The organism is Enterobacter sp. R-1.6.2 (assembly GCF_035064085.1).
GTDB classification, from domain to species: domain Bacteria; phylum Pseudomonadota; class Gammaproteobacteria; order Enterobacterales; family Enterobacteriaceae; genus Enterobacter; species Enterobacter asburiae_B.
Window position 1 is genome coordinate 169,997 of sequence record NZ_JASEYI010000005.1, and the last position, 15,428, is coordinate 185,424.

The following is a 15,428-nucleotide window of genomic DNA, read 5'->3' on the forward strand; positions in this document are numbered from 1 at the left end:
TTAAAAAACTAATTAAAGCAATTAAACACTGCATAATTTCCATTAAACAGCATTTAACACCACGCAATGGCGATACGCTGGTTACATAACCCAAATCGTTAAATAAAACATAACAATAACATTGTGATTAACATTCAAAACGGCTTACTTATACCTGCTTAATAAAATTTTAATAATCACCTATCTGAATTATCACGCCGCCGCACATCGTCCTGAGGACATTCCCCTTCTCTCTGCGTCAAAATGCTGTATTATGCAAACTATTGCGACATTTTGCAGGAATGTACCCCATGCACAAAACCGCTCGTCAACGCTACGTCCTGGATATCCTCAGCGAGCAAGGCCAGGCCAGCATCACCGACCTGGCTGAAAAGCTGCAGGTTTCGGCGGATACCATTCGTCGGGATCTGACCGACCTGGAAAACCAGGGCCTTGCGCAGAAGAACCACGGCGGCGCCATCGCGCTCAACCTCTCCGCCATGAACCGTCAGGGCCGCAATACGCTGCTGCCGGAGACCAAACAGCGCCTGGGTAAACAGGTCGCACAGCAGGTTCCACCGGGCTCCACCCTGTTTCTGGATGCCGGAAGCACGGTGATGGCCGTCGCCACCTTTCTTCAGGGGCCGCTCACCGTTATTACCCCCTCGCTGGATATCGCCCAGCATTTTAGCGACCGGGAAGACATTGAGCTGATCCTGCTCGGCGGGAAATGGGACCACAAGCAGCGACTGTTTGCCGGCAGCGCCACGCTGTCTTTGCTGTCCCGTTATCGGGCAGATATCGCCATTCTTGGGGCGTGCGCCATTCATGCCGAACTCGGTTTGAGCGCCGGTAAAGAAGCGGATGCCGAGGTGAAACGCGCGATGCTGGACGCAAGCCATGCGCACTGGATTGTCGCCGACCATCTGAAAATTAACCGCTGCGAACCGTATCTGGTTTCCGGGTTATCCAGCATTCAACAACTCTTTTTAGATCGTCCCTGGCCTGAGCTTGGGGACCATAGCGCACTGCAGGTTACGGTGTGCGCGAATTAACGTGGAGAAGGTCATGAATAAAGTTCAAACAATCAACATTGCGCTGATCGGGTATGGATTTGTCGGTAAAACCTTCCATGCCCCGCTGATCCAGTCTGTGGACGGGATTAAGCTGGCCGTGGTCTCTTCTCGTGATGAAGAGAAGGTTAAACGCGATCTGCCGGATGTACAGGTAGTAGCGACACCGGAAGAGGCCATTCAGCATCCTGATATCGATCTGGTGGTGATTGCCTCCCCCAACGCCACGCACGCCCCGCTGGCGACGCTGGCCCTGAACTCGGGGAAACACGTGGTCGTGGACAAGCCTTTTACCCTCGATATGCAGGAAGCCCGCGACCTCATTGCGCTGGCGGATGAAAAGCAGCTGCTGCTCTCCGTCTTCCACAACCGCCGCTGGGACAGCGATTTCCTCGGCATTAAGCAGATTATTGAGCAAGGCACGCTCGGCAAGGTTAAACACCTGGAATCGCACATCGACCGCTTCCGCCCGGAAGTGCGCGTGCGCTGGCGCGAGCAGAACGTCCCCGGGAGCGGTCTGTGGTTTGATCTGGGCCCTCACCTGATTGACCAGACGCTTCAGCTCTTTGGCCTGCCGGAGTCGGTTCAGGGGAATATCGCGACGCTGCGCGACGGCGCAGAAATTAACGACTGGGCGCACGTGGTCTTAAACTACCCGGAGCATAAGGTCATTCTGCACGCCAGCATGCTGGTTGCTGGCGGTACGGCGCGCTTTAGCGTCCACGGGGACAAGGGCAGCGTGGTGAAAGCCAGAATTGACCAGCAGGAAGCGCAGCTGCTCGCAGGGGTGATCCCCGGCAGTGAAACCTGGGGCGAAGACGACGACAGCATGGTGTTCTTTGGGGCCGACGGCGCACCGCAGACGATCCCTACCCCGAAAGGCGATCAGCGCCAGTATTACGTCAACGTACGTGATGCGCTGCTCGGGAAAATCACCAATCCTGTCCACCCTGTTGAGGCACTGGCGGTCATGGCCGTGCTGGAAGCGGCGGTGAAGTCGTCGGAGACGGGATCAACGCAGGCGCTGGCGTTAACTGCCGAAGAGCGTGCGCTGCTGGGTTAAAAAATAAGCCGGGTGGCGCTGCGCTTACCCGGCCTACGATTCAGAGCCGTTTGTAGGCCCGTGCAAGCGAAGCGCCGCCGGGCAAGAAAGGCGACGACAATGTTTCAGCACTACTGACGCTTTTTCGGCATCATGCGCAGAAGAGTATTATCTTTCCAGAAATAGTGATGCATCAGCGCCGCCGCCGCGTGCAGGCCAATCACAAAGTAGCCCAGGTTCGCCAGCGTCTCGTGCCACTCTTTCAACATATCAACCAGGTCGAAATTGGACTCCGCCGCATGCGGCATCGCCAGGCCGAAAGCAAACCAGTCGCTGCCCCTGTTATACATCATCACAATGCCAATCAGCGGCAGCGCAATAAACAGCAGATACACCACCAGGTGCCCCAGATGGGACATCCCCGTCACCATCGCTTTTGGCTTTGGCTGAATCGGCGGCGCGCGGAATTTCAGGCGAACCAGCAGACGCGTCACCATCAGCACCAGGATACTGATACCGCACGAGACGTGGATCATATTGATCGCTGGACGCGCGGTGCGCGGGAAGAAACCTTTGAACTCCATGGCGCAGTAGGCGACGATGATTAACAGAAACACCAGCCAGTGGATGCCGATTTGCAGGCTTGTATATTTAGTGCGCATGTGATTTCCCGATTAAAAACAGTTACCGCGCCAACATAATCTCCTTTCCTTAAAAATTCATTAACTTTTCTGTATGGTTTTTCAAATACTTCCTCCCGCATGAAGCATCTTCAATTGCCGCCCTGCCCGTGATGTTCTAAGCCTGGATGAGTTCAAACTGTCGCATCGACACGTTTACAGGAGAACACCATGAGTAAAATTGGCATTAACGGCTTTGGACGCATTGGGCGCCTTGTACTGCGTCGCCTTCTTGAAACCCAGGACAGCAATACCGTCGTCGCCATCAACGACCTCACCTCACCGAAAGTGCTGGCCTACCTGCTCAGGCATGATTCCAACTACGGTGGCTTCCCGTGGAGCGTCGATTTCACCGAGGATGCGCTGATTGTCGACGGTAAAACCATTGCGGTGTACGCCGAAAAAGAGGCGAAGCACATTCCGTGGAAAGCCGCAGGCGTGGATATCGTCGTGGAGTGCACCGGCTTTTATACCTCTGAAGAGAAATCACGGGCGCACCTGGACGCCGGGGCGAAGAAAGTGCTGATCTCTGCGCCTGCGGGCGAGATGAAAACCATCGTCTACAGCGTGAATGACGACACCATTGACGCCAGTGACACCATTATTTCCGTCGCATCCTGCACCACCAACTGCCTCGCCCCGCTGGCAAAAGCCCTGAACGATGCGTTTGAAATAAAAGTGGGCACCATGACCACCATCCATGCCTATACCGGTACGCAGGCGCTGGTGGATGGCCCGCGCGGGAAAGACCTTCGCGCCTCGCGGGCGGCGGCAGAGAATATCATTCCCCACACCACCGGTGCGGCAAAGGCCATCGGTCTGGTGATCCCTGCGCTCAGCGGCAAGCTGAAGGGCCACGCGCAGCGCGTGCCGGTAAAGACGGGTTCAGTCACCGAGCTGGTGGCGATTCTGGGCAAGAAAGTGACCGTTGAGGAGATCAACGCCGCGCTGAAAAAGGCGACGCAGGGCAATAAATCGTTCGGGTATACCGACGAAGAGATTGTGTCGTCCGATGTGATTGGCTCGCATTATGGTTCGGTGTTTGACGCCACGCAGACGGAGGTGTCAGAAGCGGGAGAGCTGCAGCTGGTGAAAGCGGTAGCCTGGTATGACAACGAATATGGTTTCGTGACGCAGATGGTGCGGACGCTGGATAAGTTTGCGGCGCTGTGATTTTCCCCTCACCCTAACCCTCTCCCCAATGGGGCGAGGGAATGGTTCCGTGCTTAGATTATTTTACGCGCCCCCTTCAGAACCGGGTCCTGCTGTAACTGTTCCCATGCGGCAATCACAGCATCCGGGAATTCAACGTGCGCGATAAAATCCCGCCCGGCCGGACCATAGCCGTTAACGTCATCATACAAACGCGGCAGCTCCCCCAGAACCAGTGACAGGTAGCGGTCAACGGGCCACAGTCCGCTATTGCCCGCGCTAAACTCCACGCCCTCTTTGCCATTGTGCAGCGTTGGCGTAAACCCGGGATGGCTTATCCACTGCGGTGACACGGGCTCATCCCGACAAACGCGGGCAAACGTCGCCATCGTACGGCGCTGCATCGTCGGGTCCTGCACCACCAGCACCCGCCCGGTCGCTCGCTGATGCTGTTTCAGCATGTTCCAGCTAAAGAGCGCGTTCTCACCGCAGTTGGTGGAGCGATCTTCAATCCACAGGCGCGCATCGGGGATCTGCCAGAACTCCCGCGCAATGTCGGCAAGAATGCTCGCTTCCGCCCGCCCTTCGACGGGCAAGGTGTGATAACGCGGATGACTGCCGATAGCTGAATATAAAAACGCGGTTGAATGACCAATACCGCCGCTAATCAGGAGCGGGATGTCTCTCTGCGCGGCAATACGGCAGGCCGCCTCAATGGTCGGGATCACCGCGTTTCCTGCCAGGATCACCGCATCGACGTCCGGGGGCTGGCGGCTGTCGCTCAGGTCGTCCTGCGCCAGCCATTCACCGACAGTATTGATAGCCGCCAGCGTGGCATCCGGCAGGATGGGAAAATGGGGCTGTTCCATGATGAACTCCTTCTCTCTATCCCTTCAGGGTAGCGACTTCAGGTTCTCAACACAACGGCGACATCGGGCCGCTCTTTTTCCTTAAACTTCCCTTCTACATTTGATTAACATGCGTAAATCATATTCACTTGAATTATCATTTGCGGCAGACGTAGAATCGCTAGCCCGCTAATTATTCAATTATTTCTAAGGTAAACGACGTTATGCGCCTGCCCGAACGCGACCCTTATGCTCCTCGCGAGTGGCAGCCACATGAGAAACCCGCCCTGCTGGGTTCGCCTTCCACACCCGAGCACAGTACGCCAAAACGCATTGCCTACGGCGTCGTTGGCCTGCTGGTGTGCCTGACGGGGGCGCTGGGAAATGCGGTGGTGACCGCCAACCTGCAAAACCTGCAGGGGACCTTTGGGGCCTGGTCGACCGAGATCGCCTGGCTTCCCGCGGTCTACGTCATGACCAACATCTCTATCAACCTGCTGCTGGTAAAGTTCCGCCAGCAGTACGGTCTGCGCGCCTTCACGGAAGGTTTTCTGGTGCTGTACGTGCTGGTGACCTTTTTCCACCTGTTCGTTAACGATCTCAGCTCGGCGCTGATGGTGCGCGCCGCGCACGGGATGGTGGCCGCCGCGCTCAGCTCGCTGGGGATTTACTATCAGATCCAGGCCTGGCCTGCGAAGCACCGCCTGAAGGCGCTCACCATCGGGATTACCGGGTCGTCGCTCGCTATCCCACTTGCCCGCCTGTTTTCCACCGAACTGCTGCAGCTGGACGAGTGGCGCGGGCTCTATTTCTTCGAGCTGGGGCTGGCGCTGATCTCCCTGGCCTGCGTAATAGCCTTAAAACTGCCCCCGGGCGACAGGCGCAAGGTTTTTGAGAAGAAAGACTTCATCACCTTCTTTTTAATGGCCCCCGGAATGGCCCTGCTCTGCGCCGTGCTCTCGTTGGGCCGCCTAGACTGGTGGTTCGAGGCGCCGTGGATCGGCTGGTCGCTGGCGCTGTCGCTTGTATTAATTGTGGCTGCCATCGTCTTTGAACATAACCGCGCCAACCCGCTGCTGAACACCCGCTGGCTGTCGAGCGGCAGCATCGTCCGTCTTGGGCTCATCATGCTGCTGATCCGTATCGTGCTGGCAGAGCAAAACACCGGGGTCATCGGCTGGCTGCAGTACGTGGGGTTACAGAACGAGCAGATGACCCACCTGGCGTGGTCCATTTTCGCCGGGATCGTCTGCGGGATTGTCACCAGTTGCCTCACGATTAAGCCGACCAAACTGGCGTGGCCGATTATCACCTCCCTGGCGCTGATGATTGTTGCCTCGCTGCTGGACAGCCAGTCCAACAACCTGACCCGGCCGGATCAGCTGATGCTAAGCCAGTTTCTGCTGGGCTTCGGCAGCGCCTTCTTCCTGGCGCCCGCCATGCTGGCCGCCATTGGCGGGGTGATCGCCGACCCGCGCAACCTGGTCAGCTTCTCGGTGATGTTCGGCATGAGTCAGAACCTCGGCGGCCTGCTGGGCTCCGCGATCCTCGGAACCTTCCAGACCTGGCGCGAAAAGTACCACTCCAGCCTGCTGGCGGACCAGCTCACCACGCTCAATCCGCTGGTCAACGAGCGTATCCAGATTTACACCCAGATGTACCGGAGCCTGATTGGCGACAGTTCGCTGCTGGGAACGCAGGCGATCACGCAGCTGCAAACGGTGACGACGCTTGAGGCGAATATTCTGGCTTACAACGATACTTATCTGCTGACGGCGGGCATCGCTGCCGCCACGCTGGTCTGGATTTTATGGCGCTTGCTGCGCCTGCGCATCACTGCCCGTATGGCGCTTAAGAACGCCACCGGCAACAAATAATTGAAATATTTCTGGAGAGTTTATGAGTCAGCAGGATGCCGCTAAAGAGCAGGCCAACACCCGCAAAAATGTGCGCATTGTTTCCGTTTTCACCGCCGCTGCCATCGGTATTGTCGGCGTGCTGGTGATCCTTTACGCGTGGCAGCTGCCGCCGTTCACCCGCCACGCGCAGTTTACCGACAACGCCTACGTGCGCGGTCAGACGACGTTCATCAGTCCTCAGGTGAATGGCTATATCACCGAGGTGAAGGTTCAGGACTTTGTGCAGGTTAAAAAAGGCGACCTGCTGCTGCAGATTGATGACCGTATCTATCGTCAGCGCGTGCATCAGGCCGAGGCACAGCTGGCGATGAAAATTGCCGCGCTTAATAACAACCTGCAGCAGCGTAAAAGCGCCGAAGCGACGATCGCCAAAAACGACGCGGCGCTGAAAAATGCCCGCGCCCAGAGCCTGAAAACCCAGGCGGATTTAAAGCGCGTGAAGGATTTGACGGCGGACGGCTCGCTTTCCATTCGCGAGCGCGACGCGGCGCTGGCCAGCGCGGCCCAGGGCAGCGCCGACATCGAGCAGGCCAAAGCCTTGCTTGAGATGTCGCGTCAGGATCTGCAGACGGTAATTGTGAACCGCGGCGCGCTGGAGGCGGATGTCGAAAATGCGAAAGCGGCACTGGAGCTGGCGCAAATTGACCTGCAAAACACCCGCATCATCGCCCCGCGCGACGGCCAGCTCGGCCAGATTGCCGTGCGTCTCGGGGCCTACGTGACTGCCGGGACCCATCTCACCACGCTGGTTCCGCCGCAGCACTGGGTGATCGCCAATATCAAAGAGACGCAGCTTGCGGAGCTGCGCGTCGGCCAGCCGGTAAAATTCACCGTCGATGCCCTGAACAACAAAGCGTATCAGGGCCGCGTGGAGAGCATCTCGCCGGCAACCGGGGTTGAATTCAGCGCCATCACGCCGGACAACGCCACCGGCAACTTTGTCAAAATCGCCCAGCGTATTCCGGTGCGCATCGAGGTGCTCGGCAAGCCTGAGGAGTCCGCCCTGCTGCGTCCGGGCATGTCGGTGCAGGTGACCATTGATACGCGGGAGGGCAAACAATGCCCCTTCGCCCGATAGCCGGTCTGGTGCTGGCGGTAATGCTCGCCGGATGCCAGTCCGTCGACGTAAAACCTGCGCAGCCGACGCTGCAAATCCCCGCCCAGTGGCGTGCTGACGCCGGTCCTGCCAGCCCGGCGGAGCAGCTCTGGTGGCGCAATTTTCATGACAACAACCTCAACCGCTACGTGGATCGGGCGCTAAAGAACAACAGCGACGTGCTGATCGCCCGCGAACGGATTAACGAGTATCAGGCGCGGGTCTTTGCGGCCGACGGCAGCCTGTTTCCGTCGCTTGACGCGGGCGTAACGGGGACGCGCGCCCGTTCGCAATCCGCCGCGACCGGGCTGCCGGTCTACGGCACGCTGTACAGAGGTAGCCTGACGGCGAGCTACGATGTGGATATCTGGGGCGTCAACCGCAGCACTGCCGGTGCCGCCGAAGCCTCGCTGGAGGCGCAAAAAGCCGCCGCTGCCGCCGCGGATTTGACCGTCGCGTCTTCGGTTGCGTCCGGGTATGTCACCCTGCTCTCGCTTGACGAACAGCTGCGGGTGACCGAATCCACGCTGAAATCGCGCGAAGAGGCATTTAACCTCACGAAACGTCAGTTTGAAACGGGCTACAGCTCGCGTCTGGAGCTGATGCAGTCGGATTCCGAACTCCGCTCGACGCGAGCGCAGGTTCCCGTGCTGCAGCATCAGATTGCACAGCAGGAGAACGCCCTCAGCCTGCTGCTGGGAAGCAATCCCGGCGCGGTAGCGCGCAGCGAAAGCTTTGAGTCGCTAACGCCGCTGACCCTGCCGTCACAGCTGCCTTCTACGCTCCTGAACCGTCGCCCGGATATCGTTCAGGCCGAACGCCAGCTGGTTGCGGCAGACGCCTCGCTTGCCGCGTCGCGCGCGAGCCTGCTGCCGTCGATCAACCTGACCGCAACAGGATCGATACAGGATCGCACCCTGTCCGGCCTGCTGGACAACCCGCTTCAGCTCTGGAGCGTCGGGGGCAGTATTCTTGCCCCGCTGCTGAACCGCCAGGCGCTGAATGCGCAGGTGGATATTTCCCAGTCCCAGCGGAACCAGGCGCTGTATGCCTATGAAAAAACCGTGCGTAACGCGTTTGCCGAAGTGAACAACAGCCTTGATGCTATTACGCGCTATCAGGAACAGCTGACGGAGCTGCTTGCCCAGCAGGATGTGGCGCAGGAGACGCTGCGCATTGCGCAGAATCGTAATCGCAACGGCTACTCCTCTTATCTTGACGTGCTGGACGCGCAGCGCACGCTGTACTCGGTTCAGACCAGCGTCGTGCAGGTGAAAAATAACCTGCTGCTGGCGCAGATCGATTTGTACAGGGCGCTGGGCGGCGGCTGGAAGAACGCATGAACCGCCTTGCGCGCTGATGCCCTCACCCCGACCCTCTCCCACAGGGAGAGGGAGAAAAATCCAGGGAGTCAATCTATGCAACAACAATGGTCTGCAGTAGATAATTACATGATTTCTTCGCTTATCCCTGACGATGACGTGCTGAGTCAGGTACTGGAAAACAACAAGCGCTCCGGGCTACCCGAACACGATGTTGCGGCCAATCAGGGGCAGCTGCTGGCGCTGTTCGTGCGCATGACCCAGGCAAGACGCATTCTTGAGATCGGGACGCTGGGCGCCTATAGCTCAATCTGGATGGCGCGCGCCCTGCCGCCGGACGGAAAGCTGATTACGCTCGAGGCTGACCCGACGCATGCCGATGTGGCCCGCCAGAATATTCACCTCGCGGGGCTGAACGATCGCATTGAACTGATTGAAGGCCCGGCGCTGAGCTCGCTGGAGAATTTCGGTGACGTTCCGCCGTTCGACCTGATCTTTATTGATGCCGATAAGCCAAACAATCCCGGCTATCTGGAGTGGGCGCTGCACTATTCACGTCCCGGCACGATAATCATTGGCGATAACGTGGTGCGCGATGGCGAAGTGATTAACGGGCAAAGCGACGACGCGCGCGTGCTGGGGGTGCGGCGTTTTATCGAAATGATTGGGGATAACCCGCGCCTAACCGCCACCGCGCTGCAAACGGTGGGGGTTAAGGGATGGGATGGGTTTACGCTGGCAATGGTGAACGGGTGAAAATTGTGCGGCCTGATGCCCTCACCCCGACCCTCTCCCACAGGGAGAGGGAGAAAACCGGGCAAGGGTTTTAAGCGGAAATCTGCTCCATCGCCTGCAGAATACGTTTATCCGAAATCGGATACGGCGTACCGAGCTGCTGGGCAAAGAAGCTGACGCGCAGCTCCTCGATCATCCAGCGGATCGCCTGCACGTCTTCATCGTCGCGGCGCGCCGGCGGCAGCTTGTTTAACCACTGCTGCCACGCCTGCTGCACGCTCTCCACTTTCAGCATCTGCGCGCGATCGCGGTGCGGGTCGATAGCCATTTTTTCCAGACGTTTTTCAATCGCCTGCAGATAGCGCAGCGTATCGCCCAGACGCTTAAAGCTGTTGCCGGTGACAAAGCCGCGATAGACCAGCCCCGCCATCTGCGCCTTCACGTCCGACAGCCCCAGCGCCATGGTCATATCCACGCGCCCCTTCAGGCGCTTGTTGATATTGAACACGGCGGTGAGGATCTGCTCGACCTGTTTGGCTATCTCCACCACGGTGTCGTTCAGCTCGGCGCGCACCTTTTCATGAAGCTGAGCAAAGCCCTCTTCCGTCCAGACCGGACCGCCCGCCTCGTGGATCAGCTTGTCCACGCCGCAGGAGATGCAGTCGTCAATCAGATCCAGCACCTTGCCGTACGGGTTAAAGTACAGCCCGAGCTTGGCTTTGTTCGGCAGCTTCTCGTGCAGATACTTGATCGGCGACGGGATGTTGAGCAGCAGCAGGCGACGCAGCCCGCGCCACATCATCTGCTGCTGTTCCTGCGGATTATCAAACAGCTTGATCGCCACGCTGTCGCGCTCGTCCACCAGCGCCGGCCAGGCTTTGACCTTATAGTTACCGCGCTTCTGTTCGTAGCTTTCCGGAAGCTGACCAAAGCTCCAGATGTGCAGCCCGCTCTGCTCGATACCGTCGTCCGCCACCGCAGACAGCGTCTCCTGAACTTTCCCTTTCAGCGACTCTTTCAGCTCGCTCAGCGAACGTCCTTCCAGCAGCTTTTTGTTTTTATCATCCACTACGCGGAAGCTGATTTTCAGGTGATCGGGCACCTGATCCCAGTTCCAGTCTTCGCGGTCGATGGTGGTGCCGGTCATGCGGCGGAATTCACGCTCCAGCGCGTCCAGCAGCGGCAGCTCCAGCGGCGTGACGCGGCCTAAAAACGCTTCCGCATAGTTTGGCGCAGGCACAAAGTTACGGCGCACCGGTTTCGGCAGGGATTTGATCAGCGCAATCACCAGCTCGCGGCGCAGGCCGGGGATTTGCCATTCAAAACCGCCCTCATCGACCTGGTTTAGCAGCGGCAGCGGAATATGAACGGTCACGCCGTCCGCGTCGGCACCCGGTTCAAACTGATAGGTCAGACGCAGCTTGAGGTTGCCCTGATGCCAGAAGTTCGGGTAGTCGAGCTTGCTGACCGACTCCGCCCCCTCTTTAATCAGCATGCTCTTTTCGAAGTTGAGCAGGTCAGGCGTCTCTTTGCTGGCCTTCTTCCACCAGCTGTCGAAGTGGCGGGCGGAGATAACATCGTGGCTGATGCGCTGGTCGTAAAACTCAAACAGCGCCTCGTCGTCCACCAGAATATCGCGGCGGCGGGACTTGTGCTCAAGCTCCTCCACTTCCGCGCGCAGCTTCAGGTTTTCGCGGAAGAAGGCGTGGCGCGTCTGCCAGTCACCCTCCACCAGCGCATGGCGGATAAACAGCTCGCGGCTGAGCGCCGGGTCAATCTGGCTGTAGTTGACCTTACGCGCGGCGACCACCGGCAGGCCGTAAACGGTCACTTTCTCGGTCGCCATTACCGCGCCCTGCGCGCGCTCCCAGTGCGGTTCGCTGTACGAGCGTTTCAGCAGGTGCTGCGCCACCGGCTCGACCCATTCCGGATCGATACGCGCGGCAATGCGCCCCCACAGGCGGCTGGTTTCCACCAGCTCGGCGACCATGGTCCATTTCGGCGGCTTCTTGAACAGGCCGGAACCGGGGAAGATGGAGAAACGGGCGTTGCGCGCGCCGGTATATTCCTGCTTTTCGGCGTCCTTCATCCCAATGTGGGACAGCAGGCCGGTCAGCAGCGCGATATGAATCTCGCGGTACTCCGCAGGCTCGCTGTTGACCGGAATGCCCAGCTCTTTCACCACCTGGCGCAGCTGGGTGTAGATATCCTGCCACTCGCGCACGCGCAGGTAGTTGAGGAAATCCACGCGGCACTGGCGGCGGAACTGGTTCGAGGAGAGCGCTTTCTGCTGCTCGCCGAGATAGTTCCACAGGTTCACGAAGGCGAGGAAGTCGGACTCTTTGTCGTGGAAGCGACGGTGCTTTTCGTCAGACGCCTGCTGCTTGTCCATCGGACGCTCGCGCGGATCCTGAATGGAGAGCGCCGAGGTAATGATCATCGCCTCGCGCACGCAGCCGTGCTTTTGCGCTTCCAGCACCATACGGGCCAGGCGCGGATCCACCGGCAGCTGGCTGAGCTGGCGGCCCAGCGGCGTTAGCTTGTAGACCGTCGCCTGCTCGTCGGTGGTAATGGCGCCGAGCTCTTCCAGCAGACGCACGCCGTCCTGAATGTTGCGTTTATCCGGCGCTTCGACGAACGGGAACGCCGCGATGTCGCCCAGCCCCAGCGCGGTCATCTGCAGGATAACGGACGCCAGGTTGGTGCGGAGAATTTCCGGGTCGGTAAACTCCGGACGCGACAGGAAATCATCTTCCGAATAGAGACGAATACAGATCCCTTCCGACACGCGGCCGCAGCGGCCCTTACGCTGGTTCGCGGACGCCTGGGAGACCGGCTCAATCGGCAGCCGCTGAACCTTCGTGCGGTAGCTGTAGCGGCTGATGCGCGCCGTGCCCGGGTCGATAACGTATTTAATCCCCGGCACGGTCAGCGAGGTTTCCGCCACGTTGGTCGCCAGAACGATGCGTCGCCCGCCGTGCGGCTGGAATACGCGGTTCTGCTCGCTGTTTGACAGGCGCGCGTAAAGCGGCAGGATCTCCGTGTGGCGCAGGTCGCGCTTGCTGAGCGCATCGGCGGTGTCGCGGATTTCGCGCTCGCCGCTCATGAAGATCAGAATGTCGCCCGCGCTTTCGTTGCCCAGCTCGTCAACGGCGTCGAAGATGGCCTGCAGCTGGTCGCGCTCGGTATCGTCCGCCTCTTCCACAATCGGGCGATAGCGCACTTCCACCGGATACGTGCGTCCTGACACCTCGATAATCGGCGCATTGTTGAAATGCTTCGAGAAGCGCTCCGGGTCGATGGTCGCGGAGGTGATGATGATTTTCAGATCCGGGCGACGCGGCAGCAGCTCTTTCAGGTAGCCGAGCAGGAAGTCAATGTTCAGGCTGCGCTCGTGCGCTTCGTCAATGATGATGGTGTCGTATTGCATCAGCAGGCGATCCTGCTGGATTTCCGCCAGCAGAATACCGTCGGTCATCAGCTTGACCATGGTGTTATCGCTAACGTGGTCGCTGAATCGCACCTTGTAACCGATGCAGCCGCCCGGCTCCGTCTGCAGCTCTTCGGCAATACGGTTCGCCACGGTGCGCGCCGCCAGTCGACGCGGCTGGGTGTGGCCTATCAGCCCTTTTAGCCCGCGTCCCAGCTCCATACAGATTTTCGGCAACTGGGTGGTTTTCCCCGAGCCGGTTTCCCCCGCAACAATCACCACCTGGTGGTCGCGGACGGCCTCAAGGATGTCCTGTTTTTTCTGGCTGACGGGCAGGTTTTCCGGGTAGGTAATTGCCGGACGTGCGGCTTCGCGCAGCACAACTTTCCCTGCCGCCTGTTCAATCTCTTTCGCCATCTCCTGGTAAATGGCCTGTTGTGCATCAGGATTTTTAACCTTCTTCACGCCGTGCAGACGGCGGGCAACGCGCTGTTTATCGCGCAGCATCAGAGAATCAAGCTGTTGCAGGAGCATCGGGAAGGTTAATTTTTGTTGTTCTGTCATAGCGTTAAAGGGCAGTACACGCCCTGATAAACTCTCTTTTTAATGATTGCTATAGAGTACCACATCGACGCCTTTCGCGCCTTATTCAAAAAATTCGAACATAGGCTTCGATATATTGCGCTATCTCTGTGGCAGGATTGTGAATAGAGTGTCAACAAGCAACGGGGCAACCCCCTTCAATCAAATGCAACAACAGGAATCACCCATGAGCAAAGTATTAGTTTTGAAATCCAGTATTCTGGCAGGGTACTCTCAGTCTGGTCAGCTGTCTGATTACTTCGTTGAACAGTGGCGTGAACAGCATTCCGCTGACGAAATCACCGTGCGTGACCTGGCTGCAAACCCAATTCCTGTGCTGGACGGCGAGCTGGTTGGCGCGCTGCGCCCAAGCGATGCACCGCTGTCTCCACGTCAGCAGGAAGCCCTGGCCCTGTCCGACGAGCTGATTGCTGAGCTGCAGGCGCACGACGTTATCGTCATCAACGCCCCAATGTACAACTTCAACATCCCTACCCAGCTGAAGAACTACTTCGACCTGGTGGCGCGCGCTGGCGTAACCTTCCGTTACACCGAGAACGGCCCTGAAGGTCTGGTGAAAGGTAAACGTGCGATCGTACTTACCAGCCGTGGCGGTATCCATAAAGACACCCCAACCGACCTGGTTGCACCGTACCTGAGCCTGTTCCTGGGCTTCATCGGCATCACTGACGTGAACTTCGTGTTCGCTGAAGGTATCGCTTACGGTCCGGAAGTGGCGACCAAAGCGCAGACCGATGCGAAAGCCGCCATCGACAGCCTGGTAGCAGCCTAAGATTTTGCCCTCTCACCGCCTGGTGGGAGGGTTTTTCTTTTCCCCCGCATTTCGTTATCATCCGCTCCCACTCTCCAGCCGGGCGGCCTGATGTCTGCGATTATTGATTCTTTTATAGCCCCACCGTGTCACGACGACATTCAGATCCTCTGGCAGGATGAACATCTTCTGCTGATCGATAAGCCTTCCGGTCTGCTCAGCCTCTCGGGCAAGAATCCGCAAAACCTTGATTCCGTCCATTATCGTCTGGTTCAGACGTTCCCCGGCTGCACGCTGGTACACCGTCTGGATTTCGGCACGTCCGGGCTGATGGTGGTTGCGCGCAATAAGGCCATCAACGCGGCGCTGTGCCAGCAGTTCAGCCAGCGCAGCGTGGAGAAAGTCTACAGCGCCCTGCTTTGCGGCCATGTGGAAAACGACGAGGGAATAATAGACGCGCCGATTGCCAAAGACCCGGCGCTGTTCCCGCTGATGTCGATCTGCGCCCTCAACGGAAAACCCGCCCGCTCCCGCTATCGGGTGGTGGAACGGTTTTATCAGGGTACGGGACTGCCGTTAACGCGGGTGATGCTTACGCCGGAGACCGGGCGAACCCATCAGCTGCGTATTCACTGTCAGCAGCTGGGGCACCCGATTCTGGGCTGCGATCTGTATGGCGGTCTTGAAGCGCCGGGGGCGGAGGAAACGCCCCGGCTGATGCTGCATGCAAGCGAACTGAATTTTATTCATCCCGTGAGCGGAGAGCCGGTTAACGCCCGTCACGCCGCCCCGTTCTGA

Annotated in this window: 12 protein-coding genes; 9 read left to right on the top strand and 3 right to left on the bottom strand. The window is 58.6% G+C overall.

Features of this window, described 5'->3' with window-relative positions; translation table 11 throughout:
- Positions 1–290 precede the first annotated feature (290 nt).
- The gene (locus tag QMN93_RS07970; protein WP_033145477.1) at positions 291–1,034 is read left to right on the top strand and encodes a DeoR/GlpR family DNA-binding transcription regulator; all 744 of its coding nucleotides are present in this window, start codon (positions 291–293) and stop codon (positions 1,032–1,034) included.
- A 13-nt stretch (positions 1,035–1,047) separates the two neighbouring features.
- Complete coding sequence (locus QMN93_RS07975; protein WP_193139222.1) at positions 1,048–2,115, top strand: oxidoreductase; 1,068 nt, start codon at positions 1,048–1,050, stop codon at positions 2,113–2,115.
- 110 nt (positions 2,116–2,225) lie between these two features.
- Here the strand turns inward: QMN93_RS07975 and cybB are convergent, their stop codons facing one another.
- Positions 2,226–2,756, bottom strand: coding sequence for a cytochrome b561 (gene cybB, locus QMN93_RS07980; RefSeq protein ID WP_069302796.1), 531 nt, complete (start codon positions 2,754–2,756; stop codon positions 2,226–2,228).
- Positions 2,757–2,945: 189 nt separating this feature from the next.
- On the opposite strand from cybB, the gene gap reads away from it, so the two are divergent.
- Complete coding sequence (gene gap, locus QMN93_RS07985; RefSeq protein ID WP_069302795.1) at positions 2,946–3,947, top strand: type I glyceraldehyde-3-phosphate dehydrogenase; 1,002 nt, start codon at positions 2,946–2,948, stop codon at positions 3,945–3,947.
- A 53-nt stretch (positions 3,948–4,000) separates the two neighbouring features.
- Here gap and QMN93_RS07990 read toward each other — a convergent pair whose 3' ends face one another.
- On the bottom strand, positions 4,001–4,795 hold the full coding sequence (locus QMN93_RS07990; protein WP_193139220.1) for a YdcF family protein: 795 nt from the start codon (positions 4,793–4,795) through the stop codon (positions 4,001–4,003).
- 203 nt (positions 4,796–4,998) lie between these two features.
- Here QMN93_RS07990 and QMN93_RS07995 point away from each other — a divergent pair, with 203 nt between their 5' ends.
- The 4 genes from QMN93_RS07995 (at position 4,999) to QMN93_RS08010 (ending at position 9,867) form a co-directional block, all read left to right on the top strand.
- Entirely contained in the window at positions 4,999–6,651 is a 1,653-nt protein-coding gene (locus QMN93_RS07995; protein ID WP_047061824.1) for an MFS transporter, read from the top strand.
- 22 nt (positions 6,652–6,673) lie between these two features.
- Positions 6,674–7,771: an HlyD family secretion protein gene (locus QMN93_RS08000; RefSeq protein WP_193139218.1), complete on the top strand. Its 1,098-nt coding sequence runs from the start codon at positions 6,674–6,676 to the stop codon at positions 7,769–7,771.
- Positions 7,753–9,132: an efflux transporter outer membrane subunit gene (locus QMN93_RS08005; RefSeq protein ID WP_193139217.1), complete on the top strand. Its 1,380-nt coding sequence runs from the start codon at positions 7,753–7,755 to the stop codon at positions 9,130–9,132. Before QMN93_RS08000 ends, QMN93_RS08005 begins: the two co-directional genes overlap by 19 nt.
- Before the next feature lie 75 nt (positions 9,133–9,207).
- Positions 9,208–9,867 (top strand): O-methyltransferase, encoded by a 660-nt coding sequence (locus QMN93_RS08010; protein ID WP_182383519.1) that lies wholly within the window; start codon positions 9,208–9,210, stop codon positions 9,865–9,867.
- A gap of 70 nt (positions 9,868–9,937) precedes the next feature.
- On the opposite strand, the gene hrpA is transcribed toward QMN93_RS08010, so the two are convergent.
- Positions 9,938–13,840 (bottom strand): ATP-dependent RNA helicase HrpA, encoded by a 3,903-nt coding sequence (hrpA, locus tag QMN93_RS08015; protein WP_193139215.1) that lies wholly within the window; start codon positions 13,838–13,840, stop codon positions 9,938–9,940.
- A gap of 205 nt (positions 13,841–14,045) precedes the next feature.
- On the opposite strand from hrpA, the gene azoR reads away from it, so the two are divergent.
- Together azoR and QMN93_RS08025 are read left to right on the top strand one after the other, a co-directional pair.
- Entirely contained in the window at positions 14,046–14,651 is a 606-nt protein-coding gene (azoR, locus tag QMN93_RS08020; RefSeq protein ID WP_008502313.1) for an FMN-dependent NADH-azoreductase, read from the top strand.
- Positions 14,652–14,741: 90 nt separating this feature from the next.
- Positions 14,742–15,428: an RluA family pseudouridine synthase gene (locus QMN93_RS08025; protein WP_193139213.1), complete on the top strand. Its 687-nt coding sequence runs from the start codon at positions 14,742–14,744 to the stop codon at positions 15,426–15,428.